The sequence below is a fragment of the Mycobacteriales bacterium genome (assembly GCA_040902655.1).
Taxonomy (GTDB): domain Bacteria; phylum Actinomycetota; class Actinomycetes; order Mycobacteriales; family SCTD01; genus SCTD01.
This window is the reverse complement of the sequence record JBBDWV010000005.1, coordinates 131,810-157,635: the sequence shown is the minus strand read 5'-3', so window position 1 is coordinate 157,635 and position 25,826 is coordinate 131,810. Positions and strand designations below refer to the sequence as shown.

The following is a 25,826-nucleotide window of genomic DNA, read 5'->3' as shown; positions in this document are numbered from 1 at the left end:
GCCCGGTGCGCCCTGACCTGTCCGGCCCCGACCCGCTGACGGCTGAGCAGCTGTCCGAGTGGGTCTGCGACGCCCGCCAGCGCACCATGGAGCTGGTCGCCGACCTCGATGACGAGCAGCTCATGGGACCGCTGCTCCCGACGGTGAACCCGCTGCTGTGGGAGATCGGGCACCTGTCGTGGTTCTCCGAGCGGTTCGTCCTGCGCGAGGCGCTGCAGGAGCCGCCGATCCTGCCGCATGCCGACGCCGTCTACGATTCCGGCGCCATCCCGCACGACACCCGGTGGCGGCTGGTGCTGCCGACCCGCGAGCAGACGCTGGCCTACATGGCCGAGGTCCGGGACCGCACCGTCGCCCGTCTGCTGGATCCGCGGTGCACCGACGTGGTGCGCCACCTGGCCCTCTACGCCGTGCTGCACGAGGACGTCCACACCGAGGCGATCACCTACACGCGGCAGACCCTCGGCTACCCGTCCCCGCAGCTGCCCGGCCTCAGCGGCACGTCGACCACGCCGGCCGACGCCGGGGCGTTGCCCGGCGACGTCGACATCCCCGGCGGGACGCACCTGCTGGGCGCGCTGCGCGCGGACCCGTTCGCCTACGACAACGAGAAGTGGGCGCACCCGGTGCAGGTGGTGCCGTTCTCGATGGCCCGCGCGGCTGTGACACAGGCGGAGTTCGCGGCATTCGTCGAGGACGGCGGCTACAACCGGCCGGAGCTGTGGGGCGCCGGCGCCGCCTGGCTGGAGGACTCCGGTGCCACCGCTCCCGTCTCCTGGCGCCGCGGCGAAAGCGGCTGGCAGCGCAGGCACTTCGACCGTTTCGTCGACCTCGAGCCGCACCACCCGGTCAGCCATGTCTGCTGGTGGGAAGCCGACGCGTACTGCCGCTGGGCAGGCCGCCGGCTGCCGACGGAGGTCGAGTGGGAGGTCGCCGCCGGCGCCGGACCGGGCAGCGGGTCGTTCACCGACGCCCGGCGTCCGCACCCCTGGGGGGAGCAGCCGACGACACCCGCCCACGCGAATCTCGAGTGGCGGGCCGACGGTCCCGTGGACGTGGCGGCCCATCCGGAGGGCGACAGTGCCCTCGGTGTCCGCGGGATGTTCGGCAACGTGTGGGAGTGGACGGCCTCCACGTTCTCGCCGTACCCGAACTTCGAGTCCGATGCGTACGGCGACAACTCCGTGCCGTGGTTCTCAGAGGGCCGCAAGGTGCTGCGCGGCGGGTCCTGGGCGACGCGCGCCCGCTATGTCCGGGTGTCCTATCGCAACTACTTCCAGCCCGGCCGGCGCGACGTGCTCGCCGGGTTCCGTACCTGCGCCCGCTGACGTCGTGCACGTCGAGATCGTCACCCCGGCGCCGCCGCGGTCGCACAGCGGTAACCGGGTCACCGCGGAGCGCTGGGAGGCGCTGCTGCGCGGGCTCGGGCACACCGTGGCGGTGACCACCGCCTGGTCGGGTCTGCCCGCGGACCTGCTGGTCGCCCTGCACGCGCGCCGCGGCGCCGCGGCGGTGCGCGCGTTCAGGCAGGCGCATCCCGGCTGCCCCGTCGTGCTCGCGCTGACCGGCACGGACCTCTACCAGGACCTCCCGGAGTCACCGGAGGCCCAGCAGGCGTTGCAGGCCGCCACCGCCCTGGTGGTGCTGCAGGACAAGGCGCTCGACGTCCTGCCCGCGTCGCTGCACGCCCGGACCCGCTGCATCCACCAGTCGGTCGTCGGGCCGCCGCGCCGGGCGCCCCGGAGCGATCACCTGGAGGTCGTCTTCCTGGCGCACCTGCGCGCGGTGAAGGACCCGTTCCTCGTGGTCGAGGCGCTGCGCCTGCTGCCGCCGTCGTCGCCGGTCCGCGTCACGCACCTGGGCGCGGAGATCGATCCGGGCTCGGCGCAACGCGCGGCGCGGGAGGCGGCCGGGGAGCCCCGGTACCGCTGGCGCGGCGACGTGCCGCGGGCCGAGGCGCTGCAGCTGCTGGCCGACAGCGACCTGCTCGTCCTGACCTCACGGCTCGAGGGCGGCGCCAACGTCGTGTCGGAGGCGCTGGCGACCGGCACGCCGGTCCTGTCCACCCGCATCGACGGCTCGATCGGACTGCTCGGCCCCGACTACCCCGGCTACCACGACGTCGGCGACGCGGCCGGCCTGGCGCGGCTGCTCGAGCGGGCGGCCGACGACGACGCATTCCTCGCCGACCTCGCCGGACACGTCGCGGCCCGGCGGGACATGGTCGCGCCGGAGCGCGAGCGGCAGGCCTGGGCCGACCTGCTCGCCGACGTCACCCACGGGAGGGGCTGACCGGCAGCCCGTCCCCGACCCTGCCGGCACGCGCTGCGCGACCTGCTCGCCGGCTCCGCCACCTGAGATGCCGTCTCGTCTTGGGTCGGGACCGCGGCGGGCATCGTGGCCTGCGGCCGACGCCGTCGTCGGTCACAATGTCGGCGACCGTCGCCGACGTGCGAGAAGGGCGAGGTCGCATGACCGACGAGTACGACGTGATCGTGCTGGGCGCCGGATCGACCGGGACGAACGTGGCCTGGTACGCCCGGGACAACGGACTGACCTGCGCGGTCGTGGAGGCCGAGCTGGTCGGGGGTGAGTGCTCGTACTGGGCCTGTATGCCGAGCAAGGCGCTGCTGGTGCCGCTGCACGCGCTGGCGGCGGCGAAGCGGCTGCCCGGCGCTGCCGGAGCGGTCACCGGCGACGTCGACGTGGATGCCGTGCTGGCCCGCCGCGACGACGTCATCAGCCACCTCGACGACAGCTCGCAGGCCGGCTGGCTGGACAGCGTCGGCGCGACGCTGGTCCGCGGCGCCGGCCGGCTGGCCGGTCCCCGGCAGGTCGAGGTGACAGCTCCGGACGGTACGGTCAGCCGGCTGACGGCGCGCCGCGGCGTGGTCGTCGCCACCGGTACCCGCGCCGCGGCGCCACCGGTGAAGGGGCTGCGCGAGATCACCTCCTGGGACAACCGGCAGGTCACCACGGCCAAGCAGATCCCGAATCGGCTGCTGGTCCTGGGCGGCGGTGTCGTGGGCGCGGAGATGGCGCAGGCCTACCGCCGGCTCGGGGCCGCGGAGGTCACCGTGGTCGAGATGGCCGACCGGCTGTTGTCGAACTACGAGCCCTGGGTGGGCGAGGTGCTGGCCGAGGTCTTCGCCGACGAGGGCATCCGGGTCCTGACCGGGCGCCGTGCGGAGCGCGCCGAGAGGGAGGGCGCCGACGGTCCGGTGCGGCTCACCCTCGACGACGGGACGGTGCTGGTGGGCGACGAGGTGCTGGTCGCGGCGGGCCGCGCCTACAACACCGACGACATCGGCCTCGAGGCGGTCGGCCTGTCTCCGGGCGGTCCGCTGGAGGTGGACGACCAGCTGCGGGTCACCGCCGTGGAGGACGGCTGGCTCTACGCCGCCGGTGACGTCAACGGCCGTGCGCTCCTGACCCACCAGGGCAAGTACCAGGCCCGTCAGGTCGGCGATGTCCTCGCCGGAAAGGAGGGCTCCGCCTGGGCCGACCACCGGGCAGTGCCGCAGGTGGTCTTCACCGACCCCGAGATCGCCGCCGTGGGGCTGACCGAGCGACAGGCCCGTGAGGCGGGTCTGGACGTCAAGGTGGTGACGTACGGCACCGCCGCCGTGGCCGCCGGCGCCCTCGTGGCGGCTGATTCCCGCGGCAAGGCCCAGCTGGTGATCGACCAGCAGCAGCGGGTGATCGTCGGTGCCACCTTCGTCGGGCCGCAGGTGGGTGAGATGCTGCACGCCGCGACGATCGCCGTCGTCGCCCAGGTCCCGCTCGCCACCCTGTGGCACGCGGTGCCCGCGTTCCCCACCCTCAGCGAGGTCTGGCTGCGGCTGCTCGAGGCCGACCGGGGTCTGTGACGGAAGGTCGGCCCGCGCGGCAGCCGCTGCTACGTCGGTCTGCGCGCCTACGGCGGGGCGTGCGCGTCGCGTCGCTCCTGCCACGACTCGAGGAAGGACTCCGCCATCCGGCCGGTGCGCCGCAGCTCGCCGGCGTCCTGCTCGTCGCGCATCCGGCCGGTCAGAGCCCGGCTGGCCGACCGGATGCCGCGGAAGTACGCGCCGAAGGCGTCGGTGCGAAACGCATTCGGGGTCGGCTCCGGGACCAGGCCCGGATCCCAGGGGGCGGCTTCGGCGCGGGCCGGAAGCTCGAGCTCGCGCAGCGCGTCGAACACGTCCTGGTCGTCGGCCCGGTCCACGAAGTCACGTGAGCGGTGCTCGACCAGCCGCCGGCCGTCGGGCGCGACGAGGGTGACGAGCGGGTGGAACAGGCCGCTGCGTTCGTCGGGGTTCCAGATCTCCAACGGGATGGCGAGCCGGGTGCCGTCCGAATCGCTGACCCAGCGGAACGGCAGGTGCCAGGTCCGGTTCATCGCCCACTGCGCCGCCGGCGGGTCCACCGAGGCCAGCACGACCTCGGCCCCCAGCCGGCTGAGCTCGGGGAAGGTGTTCGCCAGACGGACCGCCTGGCCGCAGCAGAAGGGTCAGAAGTCGCCGCGCAGCGCCACGAACAGCAGCGCCGCCCCCTCGTCCGACCGCAGGTCCAGCAGCAGATCTCCAGTGCTCATGGCGCCGGCCTTCCCGCTCCTCCCGCGCCTACGCTCCCGCTGGGAGCCATAGTGTGCGGACCGTGCAGGCAGACCTGGTCCTCGAGGGCGGCGGCGTCAAGGGCATCGGTCTGGTGGGCGCGGTGGCGACGCTGGCCGAGGCCGGCTACACCTTCCCGCGACTGGCCGGATCGTCGGCGGGCGCGGTCGTCGCCGCGCTGACAGCGGCACTGCAGTCGGCGGGTGAGCCGGTGGACCGGCTCACCGACCTGGTGCGCTCGCTGGACTACCGGCGCTTCCGCGACCCCTGCGGGCTCGGCCGGTTGCCCCTGCTGGGCCGGGCGCTGTCCCTGCTCGTGCACGACGGGCTCTACGAGGGGCGTTACCTGGAGGACTTCCTGACCGGGGTGCTGGGGGAGCTGGGCATCCGCACCTTCGGCGACCTGCGGATCCCCGTGGCGGACCCGGCCGCCGAAGGACTGCCGGCCGAGCGGGCGTACCGGCTCGTGGTGACCGTCTCGGACCTGTCCCGCCAGCGCCTGGTGCGCCTGCCGTGGGACCTGGCAGAGTACGGCGTGGACGACCTGCCCGTGGCGCGCGCCGTGCGGGCCAGCGCCGCGATCCCCTTCTTCTTCCGTCCGGTGCGGCAGCCGACGTCACGCGGCGAGGCGACCTGGGTGGACGGTGGGCTGCTCTCGACCTTCCCCGTCGACCTGTTCGACCGGCCCGACTCGATCGACCCGCGCTGGCCGACGTTCGGCGTACGGCTGACGACCCAGCCGCCCAGCCCCTCGGTGATCCGCGAGGTGGACGGGCCGGTGGGGATCGGGCTGGCGGCGCTGGACACGTTGCTCACCGACCAGGGCAGCTCGTACCTGGAGGACCCCTGCACGGTGGAGCGGACCGTCTTCGTGCCGACCGACGGTGTGTCCGTCGTCGACTTCGATCTCGACAGGGGCACGGCCGACCGGCTCTACCACGCCGGCAGGGCCGCCGCTGCGGACTTCCTCGCGGACTGGGACTTCGGGTCGCACGTCCGGCGCTGTCGGCGCGGGTCCTGAGACCCACGGACCTGCGTGCCCACGGACCCGCGTGCCCCCTGCCGGATCGGTGGACCTTTCCCGCGCAGACTCCTACCTTGCCGTCACACGGCGGCCGCTGCACGCTGCCCGGGCGAGGAGGGGAATCCGGATGAAGGGCGCCGGGTCACCAGCACGCCAGGGTGGCATCACCTTCGCCTCCCCGGCCGCCTTCTGGGCGGGCGCCGCCGCCGTCACGCTCGGTGTGCTCCTGCACCTGCCGATGTACCTCGGCGCCGCCGACATGGGTTACCGGCTGGCCGGAATGCCGCTCGACGGCCCGATGAAGGCCGGCATGGCGCTGATCCTGGTCGGCCTGGCCGCCACGCTGTACGGCCTGCTGCCGCCCCGCTCGCGGGTGCGGCCGGCGGCTGCCTCGCTCCGGGTGAAGCCGCTCGACGACGCCCCGCTCTCCCGCACGCACATCGCGCTGCTGCTGGTGCTGTCGGCAGCGGTCACCATCGACGTGATGAAGCCGGTGACGCTCGGCTTCGTGCTCCCCGGCATGGGTGCGGAGTACGGACTCCGCTCGGCCCTGAACCCGGCCGGCACGGTCCCGGTCGCCTGGCTCCCCTTCGCGGGCATCACCGGAACCGTCCTGGGCTCGCTGATCTGGGGCTGGCTGGGCGACCGGGTGGGCCGTCGCCCGGCGATCCTGCTGGCCGCGATCCTGTTCATCGCCACCTCCGTCTGCGGCTCGATGCCCGGCTTCGGCTGGAACCTGCTCATGTGCTTCGTGATGGGACTGGGGGCAGGCGGGATGCTCCCGATCACCTTCGCCCTGCTGGCCGAGGCCATCCCGGCGCGGCACCGCGGTTGGCTCATGGTGCTGATCGGCGGTGACGTCGCCGGCGCCTACATCGTGGTCAGCTGGCTCGCGGCCGAGCTCACGCCGACCTACAGCTGGCGCATCCTCTGGCTGCTGGGGCTGCCCACCGGGGTGCTGCTCCTGCTGCTCAACCGGTGGATCCCCGAGTCGCCGAGGTTCCTCATCCAGAACGGCCGGGACGCCGAGGCCCGGGCGGTGCTGGTCCGGTACGGCGCCGCCGTCGTGCAGCAGGACCGGTCCGAGCTCGGGATCGAGGACGGCCTGCGCGGTGGCTGGACGCAGCTGTTCCGGTCGCCCCTGACCGGGCTGTCGGCGGTGGTGGTGCTGTTCGGGCTGGGGGTCGGGCTGGTGACCTTCGGGTTCCAGCTCTGGATCCCGTCCAACCTGCAGCAGCTGGGCTTCTCCGAGGTGACGTCCGCCACGATCCTTCGCGATTCCGCTCTGCTCGGGTTTCCGTTGACGTTCGTGATCGCCTGGATGTACGGGTTCTGGAGCGCCAAGAAGACGATGATCCTGCTCGGGCTGCTCACCGCAGCATCGCTCGGGTGCCTCGTCGTCCTCGGTGACGGGGTGGCCGACGACCGGCTCCGTCTCTACCTCCTGCTCGTCCTGCCGATCACCGGGATCAGCTCGATTCTGGCGGCGCTGCTCGCGTACGCGTCCGAGAGCTTTCCCACCCGGGTGCGCTCACGCGGCACGGGACTCGCCGCCGGTGCCAGCAAGCTCGGCGGGGTCGGCATCCTCGCCCTGGTCGTCGCCGGCACGACACCGCCGTCCATTGCCAGGACCGCGCTGCTCGGTGCGGTACCCCTCGGTCTCGGCGCCCTCGCCCTGGTCTTCGTCGGAGTCGAGACGCGGCGTCGTCAGCTGGAGGAGATCACCGCGGAGGAGTTGGGCTGCCACCCACCGGTCACGGCGGCCGGAGCGGTCCGTACCGAGCCCGGATCGTGACACCATCGGGGGGTGGCCCAGGACAGCGACCTTCGCGAGAGCGTGCCCCCGGTGGTGACAGCTCCGGGGAGTGCCCCGGCAGGCGGCCTCCGTCGGGTCGCCTCCTCGGTCGGGCTGCTCGCGGTGGTCGTCAGCGCGATGTTCGGGGGGAACGTCCTCGGGCTGCGCGAGCAGGTCTTCGGTTCCGAGACCCCGACCCCGCGACCGGCGGCGGTGAGCCGGAGCAGCGACGCGGGAGATCCCGGCGCCTCGGTGGCGACGCAGTCGGTGCTGCGCTCCCAGCCGTGGTGGCAGGGGGTGACCACGCTCAGCGGGGACGGTTCGACCACCACGCCGGCCGTCACCATCGACGCCGAAGCGATCCAGTACCGGGTCACCGCGAGCTGCTCGACGGGGCGCATGCTCGTCCGCGCCCCGGGCCAGCAGCGGCCCGTGCTCGACACCGCGTGCCCGTCCAGTGAGCCCGGCTACGGGATCGACACCGGCAGCGTGCGGCTCGAGGTGAGCGCCGACGGACCGTGGGAGCTGCACGTCGAGCAGCAGGTCGAGGTCCCGCTGGTCGAGCCGCCCCTGCCGGGGATGGGCGCCCCGGGAGCCGCTGTGGTCAGCGGATCGTTCTACCGGGTCGACCAGGTCGGGACGGGCAGCGCCACCATCTACCGGCTGCCCGACGGCAGGTATGCCCTGCGGCTCGAGGACTTCTTCGTGACCGCCAACGTCGACCTCGAGCTCCAGCTCAGCACCCTGGAGGCACCGCGCACCACCGAGCAGATCCGCGACGCGAGGTCACCGACCCTCGCCTCGCTGGACGTCACGGCCGGCGCTCTCAACTTCGTGCTGCCGGCGGGGCTCGATCCGACGCGCTACCGCTCGCTGGTCATCTGGTGCGAGCTGACCAGCAACGCCTACGCCGCGGCGCGGCTGCAGCCGGCGTGACCACCGCCCCCGCGCCGGCCACCGCCGGCACCGCGGCCGGGACGCTCGAGCCGCTGTCGATCACCTGGCGCGGCGAGCAGATCCCGGTGGTGCTGCCCAACCGGCGGGATCCGCGCCTGAAGCTGTCGGCCGTCATTCTGACGCTGCACGTCCTCGGGCAGACGCTGCTGGACTTCAAGGTGTCGATCGCGCAGATCGTGATCACCATCGTCGCCTGCGGCCTCGTGGAGTCGGTGCTCACCTTCCGCAGCCTGCGCACGCTGGCCTGGCCGGCCAGCGGCATCCTCACCGGCAGCAGCATTGCCTTCATCCTGCGGGCCTCGGGCACCCGTCCCGGGGACTGGTGGAGCCTCAACGGCATCGAGTGGTTCCTGCTCGCCGGGCTGATCGCGCTGCTCACCAAGCACCTGCTGCGGCCTCAGGGCCGCCATCTGTTCAACCCGTCGAACATCGGCATCGTCTGGGTCCTGCTGGTGGTCGGGCCGAACCACGTCTTCGCGCAGTACCTGTGGTGGGGCCCGAACGTCCTCGGAGTCGTGCTGGCCTACGGCGTCATCCTGCTCGGCGCCTTCTGGATCCTGAGGTCGGTCCGGATGATCCCGATGGCGGCGTCCTTCCTGGTCACCTTCGGCCTGCTGATCGCGGTCCTGGCGCTGACCGGTAGCAGCTTCATCGCCCTCTGGCACGAGGGACCGATCGGCGGGCTGTCCTACTGGCTGAACATCGCCCTGTCGCCGGAGTTGCTGGTCTTCGTGTTCTTCATGATGTCGGACCCGCAGACCGCCCCGAAGGCGCCGACCGGCCGCGTCGTCTACGGCGCCGCCGTCGCCGCGGTGGCAGCCGGGCTCATCGCCCTCCAGCCTGCCGAGTTCGGTATCAAGGTTGCCATCCTGGCCAGCCTGACCGTGGTCTGCGCCTTCGTGCCCCTGATCGAGGCCGGCACGCGCAGGCTGCAGGCCGGTCACTCCACGACTGCCGAGGCCTGGCCGCTCGGGGCGAGGCTGGCGGCGGCCGTCCGCCGCCCCGCGGTCGTCGCTGCCGCGATCATTGCCCTGGCGGCGCCGCTGGACACCGCCGCGCTGTCCGGGAACGAGCAGGTGATCCTCATCGAGCGCGGCCAGGTCGGGAAGGTCAACGCGCAGTAAGGGTGCCGGCCGGACGACACCGGTACGGACGATTACAGGTGAACGGCTCCGCAGCCGACCGGGATGGGGTGTGCTGGTGGCTCGCCCCGACTCCCGAAGGCTCACTCCGACTCCCGAAGGACGGGCATGATCAGGTACGACGACCCGTCGGAGAACGCCCGTAGGCCCCGCCGTGCCTGACCTGTACTGGACCTCCGCCCGCATCGCGGTGGGGGCGCTGCTGCTGAGCGGCTGCGTGACCGCAGCCGGGGAGGCCGCCGACGTCTCGTCCGTCGGACGCGCGGCTGCCCCACCAGCCGTCTCGCCGGCGGCCGTGTCACCGGCGGCTGTGTCACCGGCGGCCCTACCGGTGTCGCCGGCCGCCGGGCCGACGCCGCCGACGACGGACCTGCTCGTCGCCCAGGCGAGGGCACGGGACGGGGCCACGGCGCTCGCCGTGCTCGGCAGCCTGACCGTGCAGGGCCGGGCGCCCCGGACCGGCTACGACCGGGCGCTGTTCGGCCAGCGGTGGGCCGACACCGACCGCAACGGGTGCGACACCCGTAACGACATCCTCGGCCGGGATCTGACCGCGACGATTTTCAAAGCCGGGACGCGGGACTGTGTCGTCCTGACCGGGCGGCTCGCGGATCCGCTGACAGGTCGCGCGATCGCCTTCGACAGGTCCGCCGCCGACGAGGTGCACGTCGACCACGTCGTCGCCCTGTCGGACGCCTGGCAGAAGGGCGCGCAGTCCTGGCCGGCGGGCAAGCGGCTCGCCTTCGCCAACGACCCGCTCAACCTGCTGGCCGTCGATGGCCCGGCGAACATGAGCAAGGGTGACGGCGACGCGGCGACCTGGCTGCCGCCGAACAAGAGCTTCCGCTGCCCCATGGTCGCGCGCCAGGTCGCGGTCAAGGCGAAGTACGGGCTGTGGGTCGTGCCGGCCGAACGGGAGGCCATCGCCCGCGTCCTGGGCGGGTGTCCCGGCCAGGACGTCCCCGCGGGCGGGAACCCGACCATGGCACCGGCGCAGCCCGCGGCACCGGCGGCACCGGCGCAGCAGCCGGCGCGGACGGCCGCGCCCGCGCCTTCGGCGAACCAGGCCGGGGCGAAGGCGTACGCCAACTGCACCGAGCTGCGCCGGGACTACCGCGGCGGCGTCGCCCGGCAGGGCGCCACCAACCAGGGCGGCGCCACCAGGCACACACCGCACTACGACGATGCGCTCTACCAGGCCAACAGCAAGTCCGACCGCGACGGTGACGGCATCGCCTGCGAGAACTGAGCCCGCACGCTGAGCGGCGGGACACGACCTCAGGCGGGAAGCTTCTCCAGCATCTGCTTCATCGTCTCGATCTCCGCGGCCTGGGACTCGGCGATGCTGCGCGCCAGCTCCTTGGCCGGCTCGTATCTGCCCTCCGCCAGCTCGGTCTCCGAGGCCTCGATGGCCCCCTCGTGGTGGGCGATCATCCCCTGCAGGAAAAGCCGCGCTGCGTCGTTGCCCTTGGCCGCCCGCAGCTCGGCCATCTGCTCGTCGCTGAGCATCCCCATGTGGCCGCCGCCGTGCATCTCGTGGCCGGCGCCGGCCGGCGGTGAGCCGAACGTCACGAGCATCTCGTCGAGCTGGGCGATCTCCGGGTCCTGCGCCGCCTTGATCTGCCGCGCGAGCTCGGCCACCTCCGCGGGCGGGTCGGTCGCCAGCACCAGGTCGCTCATCACGATCGCCTGCGCGTGGTGCGGGCGCATCCCGGTGGCGAAGCTGACGTCGGCGTCGTTGAAGTCCGCACTCGCCGCCGCGCTGCCGCTGTGGCCGCTCGCGTGCGTCTCGGGGGAGGAGGCGGTCTCCTCGGCGGACCCGCCACAGGCGGCCAGGGCGAGGGTGCCGGCGAGGGCGGCGGCGGTCAGAAGTCGGTTCACGTCGATCTCCTCGGTGCAGGGGTGGCGGCAGGAGGTCCTGCCCGGCCCGGACGGACCTGCAGACGACCACGCCCCTGGGTCAGGGGCACCTGGCATAGGTCATGCTCCCGGTGCGCACGATCTCGTGATCGTCCCACGGCCGGCGGCACTTGTGGCACAGCGTCGCCCCGGGGTCCGGCGGCACCGTCACGGGGGCGTTGACGTCCCCCACCTGCGGCGGGCCCATGACGCTGAAGACGAACCGCTCGAACCAGCCCCGGCCGGTGGCCTTCCTGCGACGGTTCATGCGTCCTCCGCTCTCCGTACGCGGACGTGCCTGTCGTCCAGGGGCAACCGACGCCGCCGGCGGCGTAGTCCTCCGGGCGCGGATTAGACTCCGCGGATCAGCCGGGCGACCGAGGAGGGACGTGGCGGGGCACCGGCGGCAGGCAGGCGCGGAGCCCGCGCTGTCCTGGAACGACGCGCGACGCCACGCCTTCGAGGCCGGGCCGGTGCTGCCGGCCGTACGCCGACCACTCGAGGCGTGCGCCGGGACGGCACTGGCCGCTCCGCTGGTGGCGCTCAGCCCGCTGCCGCCCCTGGACACCTCCGCGATGGACGGCTTCGCGGTGGCCGGTGACGGCCCCTGGCGTGTCGTGGGGGAGGTGCTCGCCGGCGAGCGCTCGGCGGACCGGCTCCGGTCCGGCACGGCGGTCGCGGTCGGTACCGGCGCCGCGGTCCCACCCGGGACGACTGCCGTGCTGCAGGTCGAGCTGGCCGAGCTGCGCCGCGACGTTCCCCGCGGTGATGTCCCGCGCGCTGACATGCTGCACGGGGTGGTCGCGCCGGGCCGGCACATCCGGCGGGCAGGCGAGGAGTGCCGGCAGGGGGAGGCGCTGCTCCCGGCCGGGGCCGCAGTGACCGCGGCGGTGCTGGGCCTTGCGGCGGCCTGCGGGCACGACACCCTGGAAGTTCGGCCGCGGCCGCGGGTGGTCGGCCTGGTGACCGGCGACGAGCTGCTGCTGGACGGGCGACCGCGAAACGGGCGGGTGCGTGACGCGCTCGGGCTCCAGCTCCCGCTGCTGGTCGCCGCCCACGGCGGGGAGCTGGTCGGGCGCAGCCACCTGCGCGACGACCGGGCGCTGCTCCGGGACGCGGTGTCGACGGCGGACGCGGAGGTCGTCGTGACCACGGGGGCCAGCTCGGTCGGCCCGGCCGACCACCTGCGCGGGGTCGTGCAGGACCTGGGCGCCCGGCTGCTGGTGGACGGGGTCGCCTGCCGGCCGGGCCATCCGCAGCTGCTGGCCCGGTTGTCCGACGGCCGTTTCGTGGTGGGTCTGCCCGGCAATCCGCTCGCGGCGCTGGTCGCGACGCTGACGGTCCTCGCGCCGCTGCTGGCCGGTCTCGGCGGGCGCACGCTGGTCCGCCGTGCGGCGGTCCTGGACGAGGCGGTGCCGGCGGCCGAGGCCGGCACCCGGTTGGTCCCGGTCCGGCTGGAAGGCCTGTGCGCCCGTCCGGTGCCGCACGCCGGCGCCGGGATGCTGCGGGGGGCCGCGCTGGCCGACGCGCTCGCGGTCGTGCCCCCCGGCGCGGACCTGCCGGCCGGTGCCGAGGTCGAGGTGCTGCCGCTCTCCTAGCGTCTCGGGCCCTAGCGTCCGGAACCCCGGCGTCCAGGGCATGCTTTGCCGGGTCGCCACCCGCGCGGTCCGTGCCGTTGTTGTTGCCGGAGGAGGACGATGGCCGTCTCCACACCCTGGTCGAGCCTGCCGCCCGGGCTCGGCGACAGCGTCCGGCCCTTCCTGCCCGAGGTGGTCGACGAGGTCGTCACCAGCATCCCGTCGGAGGTGCCGAGCTATGCCCGGCCGCTGGAGGGCCGGTTCGGGCAGGGCGTGCGCACCGGGGTGGAGGTGGCGCTGGGCCGCTTCCTCGACCTGCCGGGCACCGACAGCCCGGCACTCGCGCCGCAGGACCGGGACGTCTACCTCGCGCTCGGGCGCGGTGAGCTGCTGCAGGGGCGCAGCCTGGAGTCCCTGCTGGCCGCCTACCGGGTCGGTGCGCGGGTCGCCTTCCGTCGCTTCGCCGACCTCGCCGCCCACATCGACCCCGGCCTGCTGATGCCGCTGGCCGAGTCGGTGTTCGCCTACATCGACGAGCTCTCGGCGGTCAGTGCGGAGGGATATGCCGCCGAGCAGTCGCGCCGGGCCGGCGAGTCCGACCGCCGTCGCGGCGAGCTGCTCACGCTGCTGCTCTCCGGCACCGGCGACGCGCCGTCGGCGGCTGCGGCCGCGTCCGCCGCCGGATGGGTGCTGCCCGAGCAGCTCGCGGCCGTCGTCGTGGAGGAGGAACACGCAGCCGGCCTGCGTACCCGGCTCGGTCCCGACGCGCTGGTGGCGCCGTACGGCGGGGAGGTGGTGGCTCTGCTCCCCGCGCCGGCGCGGCCCGCGGCGCGCGAGACGCTGCGTACGGCGCTGCGCGGCTGGCGGGCCGGGGTCGGCCCGAGCCGCCCCTGGGTGGCGGTGCCGGTCAGCCTGCGGCTGGCGCAGCAGGCGTCGGCGCTGCTGATCCGCGGGCTCGTGCGGGACGGGCCGGTGTTCGCCGACGAGCACCTCGCCGATCTGGTGGTGCACCGCGATCCCGACCTGGTGGCCGTGCTGGTGGCGACCCGGCTGACGCCGCTGGACGCGCTGCGGGACAGCTCGCGGGAACGCTTCGCCGAGACGCTCCTGGCCTGGCTGCAGCACCGGGGAGAGCGCCAGCACGTCGCCGCCGCGCTGCACGTGCACCCGCAGACGGTGGGCTACCGGCTCGGGCGGCTGCGGGAGATGTTCGGGGAGGTGCTGGAGGACCCGCAGGCGCGGTTCGAGCTGGAGGTGGCGCTGCGGGCGCAGGCGGACCAGCACCCGCCTGCACACCGGACGTCCTGATCCGGCCGGCTTCCTGCATCGACCCCGACGGTACGGACGGCAGGCCGTGCCGCGGCGGCCGCCTCGGCTCGTCTCCGCCGGCTGCGTCGACCGAGTAGTGATCCACGCGAACCTCGAGGTGGTTCCGCGCGCCGGATCCACCTTGAACCTCGCGTGGATCACCAGGCTGGCTCAGTCGGCCGGGCCGTCGGCGGAGTCGGTCAGACGTTCATGCCGGGGAAGCGGTGCCCGGCGATGAGCTGCGCGACCGAGGTGTGGTGCCAGCGCCGGCCGTCGGTGTTGCGGTGCCCCTCGGCGTTGATCCGGGCCGCGATGGTGTGCAGGCTGGCCCCGTCGGACTGCAGGTCCAGGATCCGCTGCACCGTCGCCGGTTCCACTGCACTCCTGGCGCGGGCCGACGTCTCGCGGGGTGACACCGCACGCGCCAGCCAGTCGGTGGCCGCGTTCACGTTCATCGCCCGGCTGAACAGGTAGCCCTGGCCGAGCTCGCAACCCAGCCGGCGCAGGACGTCGAGCTGGTCGCTGGTCTCGACGCCCTCGGCCACACACCGCACGCCGATGGCCTGGGCGAGCGACACCAGGGCTGCCACGACGGCACTCTGCTCGGGGTCGGTGCCGAGTCCTGCCACGAGCCACCGGTCCACCTTGACCAGGTCGATCGGGAACCGCTTGAGGTAGGACAGCGCCGAACTGCCGGTGCCGAGGTCGTCGACCGCGATCTCGACCCCCAGCTCCTTCATGGCACGCAGGGCGGCTCCTGCGGCCTCGGGATCCTGCAGGAGCGCCCCCTCCGCCACCTCGATCAGCATCCGTTCCGCCGGGCAGTCGGCCACCGTGAGCGCCTCGCGGACGAGCGCCGCGATGTCGGGCTGCAGGAGCTGGCGCTCGGAGAGGTTCACCGCGATCTGGATCGGCGGGGTGCTGCGCAGCGTGCGGCTCCAGGTGGTCGCGGTGTGGGCGGCCTGCCGCAGGACGCAGGCCGCCAGTGGCCCGGCGAGTTCGGCGCTGTCCGCGGTGTCCAGGAAGTCCACCGGCCGCAGCAGCCCGCGGCGCGGGTGGTCCCACCGCACCAGGGCCTCGGCCGCCATCGGCCTGCGGTCGTGCAGCCGGACGATCGGCTGGTAGTGCAGGACGATCTCGTCGCCGTTCAGCGCCTGCCGGAGCTCCTCGGCCAGCTCGACCTCTGCGGGCGCCGGTACAGCGGCCGACCCGGACCGGGACGGAGTCGTGGCCGCCGCTGCGGACCCGCGGGCTGCGTCGGCAGTGGCGCCGCTCCCGGCTGCGGCAGTGGCGCCGCTCCCGGTCCCGCTTGCGGCCTCGGAGGCGGCGTCGGAGGCCGGCTCGCCTCCGGCCAGCCGCTCGACGGTGACGACGGCGCCGTCCACCTCCCCGGACAGGCGCAGCGGGGCGATGTGGAGGGCCACCGCGCGACGTGACCCGTCGGGCAGCAGGGCTTCGGCGGTGCAGCTCGAGGACGCCCCCTCCGCGACGGCCCGGCGGGCCCCCCGCAGGGCGTCGGGGGAGACGAGGACCTCCTCGACGGGCTGCCCGCTCACCTCACGCTGCAGCAGCTCGCCCGCTGCGCCGTTGGCGGCCGTCACCAGGCAGCGTCCGTCCAGCAACAGCACCGGCGCACGCAGCGCGTCCAGGACGGCGCGCGCCCCGTCCTGCGCCGTCGCGACCGAGGGCACCTTCGGTGCACCTGAGGGCCCCGCCGGCGCCCCATCGAGATCCTCCACGACCAGCCTTTCTCCCCCGGTTTCCCTGAGCAGCCTGCCACCTCACCGGAAACGAGGCGAACACAGCAGCGGGACTGCTCCGAACGGCCGAAAGGTGACTAGGTCGCGGGGGTGGATTCCGGACGCCGACACCACCCACCCGGTGACCGCTCCGGCCGTGGTGACTAGGCCGGACGGCGCAGTCGGCCCGGCTCGTGAGGACGTGCACAGGCCGCGCCCGGCGCTGCTCCGTCACCCGATCGGGTGACGGAGCAGTCCCGGCGCCACCCCCTCCGGACGGGGCTCCACCGGTTCCAGAACAGGGCACCTGCCGCCGAAACACCTTGCAACGGACGACCACCACCCACCGCCACAGCAACCGGCGGACAGGTCGCCCCGGATCAGACAAAGGCACCCCCGTCGAGAGGCGGGTCCGCAAAGCCACGGGTCTTCGGTGTATTCGCACCTCCGGCAGCCGGGCTACCAACGATCTCCTGGAGTTTCCGATGTCCCGTGTCGCTGCCCGTGTTGCCCTGCTCTCCCTGACGACGTCGCTGGCCGGTGTTGCCGCCCTCGTCCTGCTCCCCCCGGTGTCCGGCAGCCCGTCGCTGACGACCGCCACCTCCTCCACCTCCACCTCCGCCGCCGCCCTCGCCGCGCCGGCCACGGTGCAGCAGGCGCGGGCCCTGCCTGCCGACGTGCCGGCCGCGGCCGTCGAGCTGCTGACCTCGCAGCAGGCCGCCGGCCTGGACTGCGAACTCTCCGCCCGCAACGTGCCGCTTTGCATGCACGGCGCCGACGCCGAGCCGGCCCCGCACGACCACGCCAGCCACGGCCACGCCGGCGAGACCGCCGAGGGCACCTCGAGCGGGTCGACCGGCAGCACCGGCACGATCGGCTGCTACGGCGACGGCACCTCCGGTAACCGGGTCCGCGCCGTCTACGCCCGCCCGCAGAGCGCGGCAGACCGCTACTCCGCCTCGGTCGGCTCGATCCGCAGCTGGGCGGCCGGCGTGAGCAGCACGTTCGACGCCAGTGCCGCCGTCACCGGTGGTCGCCGGCACGTCCGCTTCGCCACCACCTCGGGCTCCTCGTGCAGCCTGACCGTCCTCAACATCGCGCTTCCCGACTCCGCCTTCAGCTCCTTCCGCGCCACCATCGACGCGATGCAGGCCCGTGGCCTGGACGCCAAGGGCTCGAAGTACCTCATCTGGGCCGACACCACCGGCTACTGCGGCATCGCGACGACGTACGCCGACGACAAGCCCGGCCTGGACAACCTGAACAACAACGGCCTGCCGAGCTACGCCCGGGTCGACCGCTCCTGCTGGGGCAAGGTCGAGGCGCACGAGGTCGTGCACATGCTGGGTGGGGTGCAGCGCACGGCGCCGAACGCCACGGCCGGCTTCCACTGCAACGACGGCCTCGAGGTCATGTGCTACAACGACCGGACCGCCGGCAGCACCCAGAAGGCGGTCTGCGCCAAGGACCGGGCGCACCTGCTCGACTGCCGCAACAACGACTACTACTCGACCGCCGCCCCCAAGGGCAGCTACCTGCAGACGCACTGGAACGTCGCCCGCAGCTCCTTCCTCGCCCCGACCCTCAGCGACCCCGCGCCGGCCGCCTCCTCGCCGGCCCCGGCGCCGTCCCAGAGCCCGTCGCCGAAGGCCACCACCAGCCCGCAGCCGCGGCCGGTGCCGACCGTGCCGAGCGTTCCCGCCGTGCCGTCGCTCGCCCCGGTCGTGACCGAGGTCGGCAAGGTGGTCGCCGACCTGCCGACCGCGACCGAGACGCAGACCCCGGTCGTGCCGGTGAAGATCAAGATCTCCTGACCTTCTGCACACGGAACCGCCCGGAGCTGCTGGTGCTCCGGGCGGTTCCGGCATGTCGCGGTCCACCGGGCGGGCTGGGCAGGATGTCGGCTCCGCGCGTCGAATCTCCCGCGGGACCGCTGTCGCCGATTCCTGGAGCCCGTGCATGACGCTGTCCCGCCGCACCAGCCTGCTCGCCGGCCTGCTCAGCCTTGCGGTGGCGGTGACACCCGCGCTCGCCGCCGGTCCGCCTGCCGCCGGTCCGGAACGGCCGTCCGGCTCCTACGACGGGACGCGGCTGCTGGTCGCCTTCGACCCCGGCACGCCGGGTGCGGCCCGCGAGCACGCGCACCGGGCCGAGGGCGCCCGGGTCGAGAACACGATGCCGCGGCTGAACCTCGACGTGGTGAAGCTCCCCGACGGCGCTGACGCGGTCGAGGTCGCCGCCCGCTACGAGGGCAACCCCAACGTGGCCTACACCGACTTCAACCACAGGTTCTCCATCGAGACCGACGACACGCTGTTCCCGGACCAGTGGGGGCTGCACAACACGGGGCAGCCGGTGACCGGCAGTCTCGTCAAGGGTGTTGCGGACGTCGACATCGACGCCCCCGAGGGCTGGGACCTCGCCTTCGGCGTAGGCCTGCTCGAGACGACCGGCGGGACCCTCACCGGCGTGCTCGACACCGGCATCGACCGCACCCACATCGACCTGTTGGACCGCACGAAGGTCTGCGCGACCGCGAACAGCGGCACCGGGATCATCGTCGAGGGCACCTGCTCGGACGACAACCTGCACGGCACCCACGTCGCCGGAACGATCGCGGCGCACACCGCGAACGGGATCGGTGTGGCGGGCGTGGCCCCGAACGCCCCGCTCGCGATCTTCAAGGGGCTGGATGCCGCGGGCGTCGGCTTCTACGCCGACATCGTCGCCGGTGTCGACTACCTCAGCACGCACAAGGCCGGCGTACGGATCATCAGCATGAGCATCGGCGGCCCCGAGGACGATGCGCTGAACAAGGTGCTCAGCGACGCCTACGCGCGCGGCACGCTGCTCGTCGCGGCCGCCGGCAACGACGGTGACAGCACCCCGAGTTGGCCGGCGTACCACCGGGACGTTCTGTCGGTGTCCTCGATCGACGCCGACGGCAAGCGGTCCAGCTTCAGCACCTGCAACAGCGACGTGGAGATCGCCGCTCCCGGCCGCCACATCTGGTCGACCTTCCCGGGCAACACCTACGGCTCGATCAGCGGCACCTCGATGGCCACCCCACACGTCTCCGGGGTCGCGGCGATGCTGATCTGGAAGAAGGCCCTGTCCGCCTCGCAGGCGCGCAGCGCGCTCGTGAACACGGCGCAGGGCAGCGGGAACTGCAACAACGTCGGCATCGTCAACCTCGGCAGCGCGATGGGCGGCGGCAGCGGCGGCACGAGCGACCCGGAGCCGGTGGGCTCGGGCTCGATCGCCGGCACGGTCACCTCCGGCAACGGCAAGAACAGGTCTCCGGTCTCCGGCGCCACGGTCGACTGCGGCCCGGGCGGGTCGGCGACCACGGCCGGCGACGGCACCTATGCGATCGGCTCCGTCCCGGTCGGCAGCTACACCTGCACCGCCTCCGCCCCGGGCCTGAAGCCCAAGTCGCAGAACGTCTCGGTCAGTGACGGCCAGACGACGACGGCGGACTTCACGCTGCGGTAGCCGGCTGCGGAACCGGGCGCCGGTAGCCTGGGAGCCCGCCGCCTGACCCCCTGGAGTGACGTGTCCGCGCCCGAGCGCGCCCTGCTGCTCGAGAACATCCATTCCGACGCCGCCTGGACCCTCAAGGATGCCGGTTACGACGTCGAGCGGCTCGACCGCGCGCTCGGCCCGGACGAGCTGGCCGAGCGGGTCGCCGGCGTGCGGCTGTTGGGCATCCGCTCCAACACGACCCTGACCGCTGAGGTGCTCGACGCCGCGCCCGACCTGCTGGCGGTCGGTGCCTTCTGCATCGGCACCAACCAGATCGACCTGGCCGCCGCCGCCGAGCGGGGGGTGGCGGTGTTCAACGCGCCGTTCTCCAACACCCGCAGCGTCGTCGAACTGGCCCTCTCGGAGATCATCGCGCTGACCCGTCGGCTGACCGTGAAGAACGCCGACATGCACGCCGGCCGATGGGACAAGTCGGCAGTCGGGAGCCACGAGGTGCGCGGCCGCCGGCTCGGCATCGTCGGCTACGGCAACATCGGCAGTCAGCTGTCGGTGCTCGCGGAGGCGCTCGGCATGTCGGTGCTGTTCTTCGACACCACCGACAAGCTCGCGCTCGGCAACGCCCGCCGCTGCGGCACTCTCGACGAGCTGCTGGCCGAGTCCGACGTCGTCACGCTGCACGTCGACGGGCGGGTCTCGAACAACAGCCTGTTCGGCGAGGAGCAGTTCGCCCGGATGCGCGCCGGCAGCATCTTCCTCAACCTGTCCCGCGGCTTCGTGGTCGACCACAAGGCACTGCGGGCGCACATGGGGAGCGGCCACATCGCCGGCGCGGCGGTCGACGTCTTCCCGGTGGAGCCGAAGAAGGCCGGAGAGGAGTTCGTCTCGGACCTGAGGGGGCTGCCCAACGTCATCCTCACCCCCCACGTCGGCGGCTCCACCGAAGAGGCGCAGCAGGACATCGGGGCGTTCGTCTCGGGCAAGCTGCGCGACTATGCGGCCGACGGCACCACCGCGCTGAGCGTCAACCTGCCGCAGGTCGCGCTGCCCCGCGCGGGCGGCACCCGGCTGCTGCACCTGCACCTCAACACCCCCGGCGTCCTTGCCACCGTCACCTCGCTGCTGGCCGAGCACGGCATCAACATCGAGGGCCAGCTGCTCGCCACCGCCGGCTCGCTCGGCTACGTCGTCACCGACGTCGGTGCCGCCGCCATCGAGCCGCTGGCGGGGGCGCTGCGGGCACTGCCGGAGACCGTACGCCTGCGCGTCCTGTCGTGAACCTGCCCCTCGACGCGCTCCGGGAGGCGGTGGGCGCGGAGCACGTGCTGCTCGACCCCGAGCTGACCGCGTCGTACGAAAAGGACTGGACGGGCCGTTTCTCGGGCCGGGCCGGCTGCGTGGTGCGGCCGCGTGACACCGCCGAGGTCGCCGAGGTCGTGCGCGCCTGCGCCGCCGCGGGCGTCGCCGTCGTGGTGCAGGGCGGGAACACCGGGCTGGTCGGCGGCGGCGTCCCCGCCGGCGGCGAGGTGCTGCTCTCGACGACCCGGCTGGACCAGCTCGACGAGGTGGACGTCGCGGCCGCGCAGGTGACCGCCGGCGCGGGCGTGACGCTGGCGGCGCTGCAGGCGCAGGCCCGCGCGGCGGGCCTGGACGTCGGTGTCGACCTGGCCGCCCGTGACTCGGCCACCGTCGGCGGGCTGGTGGCGACCAACGCGGGGGGGATCCGGGTGCTGCGCTACGGCTCGATGCGCGCCCAGCTGCTCGGGGCGGAGGCGGTGCTCGCCGACGGCTCGGTGGTCTCGCGGATGGCCGGGCTGCTCAAGGACGGCACCGGCTACGACCTGGTGGGGCTGCTCGCCGGCAGCGAGGGCACCCTCGGGATCGTCACGAAGGTCCGGTTGCGGCTGGTGCCGCGGCCGGTCGCGCGGTGCGTCGCGCTGCTGGCGCTGGAATCGACCCAGGCGGCGGTGGACCTGCTGCCCGGCCTGCGTGACCGGCTGCCCTCGCTGTCCGCCGCCGAGCTGCTGTTCGCCGAGGGAATTGCTCTGGTACGCAAGCATTCCGGTCTGCCGGCGCCGTTCGATGTGGAGCACCCGGCGTACCTGCTGCTCGAGTGCGCGGACCGGGTGGATCCCACGGACACGCTGGTCGAGGCGGTCGGGGAGGCCGAGGGGCTGCTCGACGCGACAGTCGCCACCGACGTGGCCGGACAGCGCGCGTTGTGGGCCTACCGCGAGCAGCACACCGAGGCGATCAACGCCGAGGGCGTGCCGGTCAAGCTGGACGTGTCGGTGCCGCTCCGGTCGCTGCCGACGCTCGTCTCGCAGCTGGCGCCGACGGTCTCGGCCGTCGCACCGCAGACACAGCTGATCGTCTTCGGACACGTGCACGAGGGCAACCTGCACGTCAACGTCCTCGGCGCCGGCTCGCGGGACGAGGACGTGACCGATGCGGTGCTGCGCCTGGTCGCCTCGCTGTCCGGGTCGATCAGCTCGGAGCACGGCGTCGGCCGCGCCAAGGTCCGCTGGCTGCCGCTGTCCCGCAGCGCAACCGAGATCGCCGCGATGCGGGCGATCAAGGACGCGCTCGACCCCCGCGGGACCCTCAACCCCGGCGTACTCCTGCCCTGAACCCTTGCGTCCTGCTAGCTGAGCGCTGGGTCTGCCCCACCTGCAGGACGCAAGGGACCGGGTGCCCGCCGGCCTACGTGGTGAAGATGTCGTTCAGCGCGACGATCTCGTCGGTGGTCGACTTCGGGACGGTGGCGCCCTCGCGATCCTGGATCTGGTCGAGGTGGGCCTGGATGTCCTCGGCCGTCGGGGTCACCCCCGAGCCGGCGAACCAGCCCTGGCCCAGCGTCCAGTTGACCGCGGCATAGCGCCCGCCGGCCGCGGAGTACGCGCCGTGCGTCGTGGTGCAGGCCTCGCTGCACAGGTAGGTCACCATCGGCGTGACCAGCTCCGGCGCCAGGTAGTCGGCGAAGTCGCCGAGCAGCTCCGTCGTCATCCGGGTCTTCGCCACCGGCATGATCACGTTCGACAGGATGCCGGCGCGGGCGCCCTCGACCGCGATCGTGTTGGACAGGCCGACCAGGCCCATCTTGGCGGCGGCGTAGTTGGTCTGGCCGAAGTTGCCGAACGTCGCATTGGAGGCGGTGAACACGAAGCGGCCGTAGCCGTTCTCCTTCATGATCGCGAAGGCCGGCTGGCTCACGTAGAACGCCGCCTTGAGGTGGACGTCGAGAATCGCGTCGAGGTCCTCCCAGGTGAGCTTGAGGAAGCTCTTGTCCCGCAGGAAGCCGGCGTTGTTGACCACGACGTCGACCTTGCCGAAGTTGTCGACCGCGGTCTTGACGACGTTCGCGCCGCCCTCGGGCGTCATGACCGAGTCGAAGTTCGGTACGGCGTCGCCGCCCGCGGCGGCGATCTCGTCCACGACCAGCTGGGCGGCCGTGGAGTCGCCGCCCTGGCCGTTGACGCTGCCGCCGAGGTCGTTGACCACGACGGCGGCACCGCGGCGGGCGAGCTCGAGGGCGTAGGTGCGGCCGAGGCCGCCGCCGGCCCCGGTGACGACGGCCACCCGGCCGTCGAAGCTGATGTCGGACACGAAGGTGCTCCTGGCGAGATCGGGGGATGGTGTGCGGGCGCGGACCGCGCCCGCGTCCGTCCATGGTCGCGCGCCGCTGCTACCGGCCGGTAACCGGCCCCCTCTACCGGGCGAAGTCGACGGCCCCGGTGCGCGCGAAGTCGGCGATCGCGCCGGCGACGACCCCGCGCCGGCTGACGGCGTACACGTGCTCCCCGTCGTGCAGCACCCGCTCCGCCGGCGCGTCGGCCCGGACCACCAGCCGCCCGGCCTCCCTCAGGCGGTGGCCGTCGACGCGGATGCCGAGTGCCTCGCTGGTCGGGCTCGCGTCCCAGGTGCTGAGCGGCAGCAGCGCCGTCGCGCTGCCGGTGTCGAAGCCGAAGGCGCGGCTGTCCTCCGCTGCGGGGGACCAGGCCTGCCCCAGCCCCAGCCGGTCCACCTGGACAGGCGTGCTCCGGTCGGACAGGTCGAACAGCGACACCTGCATCCCGGTGACCCGGCCGCTGGTGTCCGCGTCCTGCCCGACGCCGAGCAGCAGGTCGTCGCCGACCGGGTGCAGGTAGGTCGAGAAGCCGGGGATCTTCAGCTCACCCAGCTTCCTGGGCGCCCGTGGGTCGCCGAGGTCCAGCACGTAGAGCGGGTCGGTCTGGCGGAAGGTCACCACCGTCGCGAGATCGCCGAAGTAGCGCACCGCGTAGATCCGCTCGCCGACTCCCAGACCGAGCAGCCGGCCGACCTGGACGAGCCCGTCGTCGCGCTCCTCGAGCACGGTGACGCCGGACTCGGTCGGGGCGCCACCGCCCCAGGGCGGCGCACTGGTCGTCGCGACGCGCAGGTGCCCGTCGTGGGACGACAGCGCCCAACGGCCCATCACATAGCCGGGGACGGAGGCGCTGCCGGTGTACGCGGTGCGGTCGGCAGACGTGGTGTCGAAGGCATGCAGTTCGGTGGTCACCTTCTGCTCGACGCCCGCGGTGGCGGTGTCCGCCGGCCGGGTGTCCTCGACCGGCTGGGGCGTGGTCCCCCACCGGCTGGTCGCGACATACAGCCGGTCCGCCGCCGCGTACACCAGATCCCCGTCGGTGGTGACGCCGGTGGTGTCCCGCGGCTCGAGGCCGCGACGCAGGTCCAGGGTGGTGACGAGCAGTGTGCTGGAGCCCTGTGGTGAGGACGCGTGGCGGACCTGCCCGCAGCCGACGGCGTTGCCGGAAGTCAGCACCATCCCGCCGGCGGTGCGCCGCTCGATCTGAGGCAGCACCTCGGACAGCCCCACCTGCAAGGCCTTTCGGCGATTGGCCGCCAGCGCGGTGGCCTGCTGCTCCTGGCCGTACGGCGCGACCGGCTGCGTCGCGGCCGGGGCCGGTGCCGAGGTGGTCACCAGGCGTACGGCGCCGTCCGAGAGCCGGGCCGACAGGTAGCGGCCGTCCAGCTCCAGCTGCTCCAGCAGCCGGGGTGTGGCCGGCTCGGACAGGTCGAACAGCAGCGCCGTCGTGCTGCCGGGCTGGGGACCGACGCCGCCGGAGAAGCCGCGGCGGCCGGACCAGCCGCCCTGCGGGACCAGCACAAGCACCCGGTCGCCGTCGACCAGCAGCTCCGCGCCCCACGCATCGCGGCCCAGCGGCGCGCTGCCGAGCAGTTCAGGCCGGGCTCCCGTGTGCAGGACCTGCAGGCGGTTCTCGGCCACGGCGAGCAGCAGGTTCCCCGAGATCTTGGCGAGATCCGGCTCGTCGACGCCGCGCTCCTGCACGTTGGTGCCGGTCGGTCCGCTGCCGACCACACCGCCCGTGGCGGAACCGGCCTCCGCGCCGACCGGCTGCGGTGCCGCGGCGGCCGGAGCCGCGGTGTCGCTGCTGCGGGCCGAGTCGAACAGGCCGATTCCGCCCGCCCCGAAGCCCCACGGCGTCGCCGTCTTCTCCAGCTCGCCGCGGTAGTGCTCCAGCAGCGCGGCGCAGGAGGCGTACGGCACCAGGTCCTGCGCCGACGCGGTCGGGGCGGCGCCGGGCAGCAGCGTCAGCGCCCCGGTGGCGGCGAGGACCGCGGCGACGACGCCGGCCGCGGCGGAGTGGGAACGAGCTGGCATGGGAACCCCCGGGAGTCGGCTGGGGGTGGGACGCAGCCGGAGGGCGTCCGGATCCCTGCGACCTTCGGCAGCCCGGCCGCCGTTCGGTAGAGTGCCTGCCGACGGTCGCGAGGCCGTCGGGGAGGCGTCGCCTAGTCCGGTCTATGGCGCCGCACTGCTAATGCGGTTTGGGTCTCAAGCCCATCGGGAGTTCAAATCTCCCCGCCTCCGCTCCGGGCTGCACTGGGCCTGTGCGACCCCGCTCACCCGCCGCCGAGCCGTGTCGCTGGCCGTACGGCCGCGACTGCCGCCGTACGGTCCACGAGGATGCAGGCGACGAGCGAAACGGTGGACGCATGGCGGAGGCACCAGGCGAGGGATCGGCGGCAACGCTGACCTTCGACCTGCGCGGCCTCGTGTGGGGCATCGAGAGCGAGGTCGCCCAGATCACCAGCCTGTCCAGACGCATCGACGACCGCGTCCGCGAGCTGAACGTCGTGCGCCGCGAGACGGCCGAACGACTGCTGCTGCTGGACAGGCTGGTCGAGGCGGCCGACGAGCCCGCCCTGCGGCGGTGGCTCGAGCAGGTCACGGACGCAGCGCTGCCAGTGGTGACCGAGGTCTTCCCGGACCGGCTTTACGTCGACTGACACGACGACGGGC

General features: G+C 73.4%; 21 protein-coding genes, 1 tRNA gene and 1 riboswitch. Of the genes, 16 read left to right on the top strand and 6 right to left on the bottom strand.

The window, feature by feature from the left end:
• The first annotated feature begins 5 nt into the window (after positions 1-5).
• The 3 genes from senA (at position 6) to WD794_01875 (ending at position 3,869) form a co-directional block, all read left to right on the top strand.
• Positions 6-1,328, top strand: a complete 1,323-nt coding sequence (senA, locus tag WD794_01885; GenBank protein MEX2289061.1) for a selenoneine synthase SenA — start codon at positions 6-8, stop codon at positions 1,326-1,328.
• 4 nt (positions 1,329-1,332) lie between these two features.
• Positions 1,333-2,292, top strand: coding sequence for a selenoneine biosynthesis selenosugar synthase SenB (gene senB, locus WD794_01880; protein MEX2289060.1), 960 nt, complete (start codon positions 1,333-1,335; stop codon positions 2,290-2,292).
• 179 nt (positions 2,293-2,471) lie between these two features.
• Positions 2,472-3,869, top strand: a complete 1,398-nt coding sequence (locus WD794_01875) for an NAD(P)/FAD-dependent oxidoreductase (GenBank protein ID MEX2289059.1) — start codon at positions 2,472-2,474, stop codon at positions 3,867-3,869.
• Between the two features lie 47 nt (positions 3,870-3,916).
• On the opposite strand, the gene WD794_01870 is transcribed toward WD794_01875, so the two are convergent.
• Complete coding sequence (locus tag WD794_01870; GenBank protein MEX2289058.1) at positions 3,917-4,420, bottom strand: hypothetical protein; 504 nt, start codon at positions 4,418-4,420, stop codon at positions 3,917-3,919.
• A 209-nt stretch (positions 4,421-4,629) separates the two neighbouring features.
• Between WD794_01870 and WD794_01865 the strand changes: the two genes are divergently transcribed.
• The 5 genes from WD794_01865 to WD794_01845 all read left to right on the top strand — a co-directional run bounded on the left by WD794_01865 (position 4,630) and on the right by WD794_01845 (position 10,762).
• On the top strand, positions 4,630-5,616 hold the full coding sequence (locus WD794_01865; GenBank protein MEX2289057.1) for a patatin-like phospholipase family protein: 987 nt from the start codon (positions 4,630-4,632) through the stop codon (positions 5,614-5,616).
• A gap of 130 nt (positions 5,617-5,746) precedes the next feature.
• On the top strand, positions 5,747-7,414 hold the full coding sequence (locus WD794_01860) for an MFS transporter (protein MEX2289056.1): 1,668 nt from the start codon (positions 5,747-5,749) through the stop codon (positions 7,412-7,414).
• Between the two features lie 12 nt (positions 7,415-7,426).
• A complete protein-coding gene (locus WD794_01855) occupies positions 7,427-8,350 on the top strand; it encodes a DM13 domain-containing protein (GenBank protein MEX2289055.1) in 924 nt (307 codons plus the stop codon).
• Positions 8,347-9,495 (top strand): RnfABCDGE type electron transport complex subunit D, encoded by a 1,149-nt coding sequence (locus WD794_01850; GenBank protein MEX2289054.1) that lies wholly within the window; start codon positions 8,347-8,349, stop codon positions 9,493-9,495. The genes WD794_01855 and WD794_01850 overlap by 4 nt, the downstream gene beginning before the upstream one ends.
• A 172-nt stretch (positions 9,496-9,667) precedes the next feature.
• Positions 9,668-10,762, top strand: a complete 1,095-nt coding sequence (locus WD794_01845; protein ID MEX2289053.1) for a DUF1524 domain-containing protein — start codon at positions 9,668-9,670, stop codon at positions 10,760-10,762.
• 29 nt (positions 10,763-10,791) lie between these two features.
• Here WD794_01845 and WD794_01840 read toward each other — a convergent pair whose 3' ends face one another.
• Together WD794_01840 and WD794_01835 are read right to left on the bottom strand one after the other, a co-directional pair.
• A complete protein-coding gene (locus WD794_01840) occupies positions 10,792-11,394 on the bottom strand; it encodes a DUF305 domain-containing protein (protein ID MEX2289052.1) in 603 nt (200 codons plus the stop codon).
• A gap of 79 nt (positions 11,395-11,473) precedes the next feature.
• Positions 11,474-11,680, bottom strand: coding sequence for a hypothetical protein (locus WD794_01835; protein ID MEX2289051.1), 207 nt, complete (start codon positions 11,678-11,680; stop codon positions 11,474-11,476).
• 121 nt (positions 11,681-11,801) lie between these two features.
• Here WD794_01835 and WD794_01830 point away from each other — a divergent pair, with 121 nt between their 5' ends.
• Positions 11,802-13,010: a molybdopterin molybdotransferase MoeA gene (locus WD794_01830; protein ID MEX2289050.1), complete on the top strand. Its 1,209-nt coding sequence runs from the start codon at positions 11,802-11,804 to the stop codon at positions 13,008-13,010.
• A gap of 99 nt (positions 13,011-13,109) precedes the next feature.
• Positions 13,110-14,297 (top strand): helix-turn-helix domain-containing protein, encoded by a 1,188-nt coding sequence (locus tag WD794_01825; GenBank protein ID MEX2289049.1) that lies wholly within the window; start codon positions 13,110-13,112, stop codon positions 14,295-14,297.
• A 200-nt stretch (positions 14,298-14,497) separates the two neighbouring features.
• Here the strand turns inward: WD794_01825 and WD794_01820 are convergent, their stop codons facing one another.
• Positions 14,498-15,988 carry an EAL domain-containing protein gene (locus WD794_01820; protein MEX2289048.1) on the bottom strand — a complete coding sequence of 497 codons (1,491 nt, stop codon included), beginning with the start codon at positions 15,986-15,988 and terminating at the stop codon, positions 14,498-14,500.
• Between the two features lie 427 nt (positions 15,989-16,415).
• Positions 16,416-16,503: riboswitch (cyclic di-GMP riboswitch) on the top strand.
• Between the two features lie 18 nt (positions 16,504-16,521).
• Between WD794_01820 and WD794_01815 the strand changes: the two genes are divergently transcribed.
• From WD794_01815 to WD794_01800, 4 genes are all read left to right on the top strand, one after another.
• On the top strand, positions 16,522-17,850 hold the full coding sequence (locus tag WD794_01815; protein ID MEX2289047.1) for a hypothetical protein: 1,329 nt from the start codon (positions 16,522-16,524) through the stop codon (positions 17,848-17,850).
• Positions 17,851-17,995: 145 nt separating this feature from the next.
• Positions 17,996-19,531 carry a S8 family serine peptidase gene (locus tag WD794_01810; GenBank protein MEX2289046.1) on the top strand — a complete coding sequence of 512 codons (1,536 nt, stop codon included), beginning with the start codon at positions 17,996-17,998 and terminating at the stop codon, positions 19,529-19,531.
• A gap of 60 nt (positions 19,532-19,591) precedes the next feature.
• Positions 19,592-20,797: a phosphoglycerate dehydrogenase gene (gene serA / locus WD794_01805; protein ID MEX2289045.1), complete on the top strand. Its 1,206-nt coding sequence runs from the start codon at positions 19,592-19,594 to the stop codon at positions 20,795-20,797.
• Positions 20,794-22,149 (top strand): FAD-binding oxidoreductase, encoded by a 1,356-nt coding sequence (locus WD794_01800; GenBank protein ID MEX2289044.1) that lies wholly within the window; start codon positions 20,794-20,796, stop codon positions 22,147-22,149. Before serA ends, WD794_01800 begins: the two co-directional genes overlap by 4 nt.
• Positions 22,150-22,222: 73 nt before the next feature.
• Here the strand turns inward: WD794_01800 and WD794_01795 are convergent, their stop codons facing one another.
• Both WD794_01795 and WD794_01790 read right to left on the bottom strand, forming a co-directional pair.
• Positions 22,223-23,125, bottom strand: coding sequence for an SDR family NAD(P)-dependent oxidoreductase (locus WD794_01795; protein MEX2289043.1), 903 nt, complete (start codon positions 23,123-23,125; stop codon positions 22,223-22,225).
• A gap of 103 nt (positions 23,126-23,228) precedes the next feature.
• Entirely contained in the window at positions 23,229-25,184 is a 1,956-nt protein-coding gene (locus tag WD794_01790) for a beta-propeller domain-containing protein (GenBank protein ID MEX2289042.1), read from the bottom strand.
• Positions 25,185-25,304: 120 nt separating this feature from the next.
• Here WD794_01790 and WD794_01785 point away from each other — a divergent pair.
• Together WD794_01785 and WD794_01780 are read left to right on the top strand one after the other, a co-directional pair.
• Positions 25,305-25,394: transfer RNA gene (locus WD794_01785), tRNA-Ser, on the top strand.
• 125 nt (positions 25,395-25,519) lie between these two features.
• Positions 25,520-25,813, top strand: coding sequence for a hypothetical protein (locus WD794_01780; protein ID MEX2289041.1), 294 nt, complete (start codon positions 25,520-25,522; stop codon positions 25,811-25,813).
• The last annotated feature ends 13 nt before the right edge of the window (positions 25,814-25,826 follow it).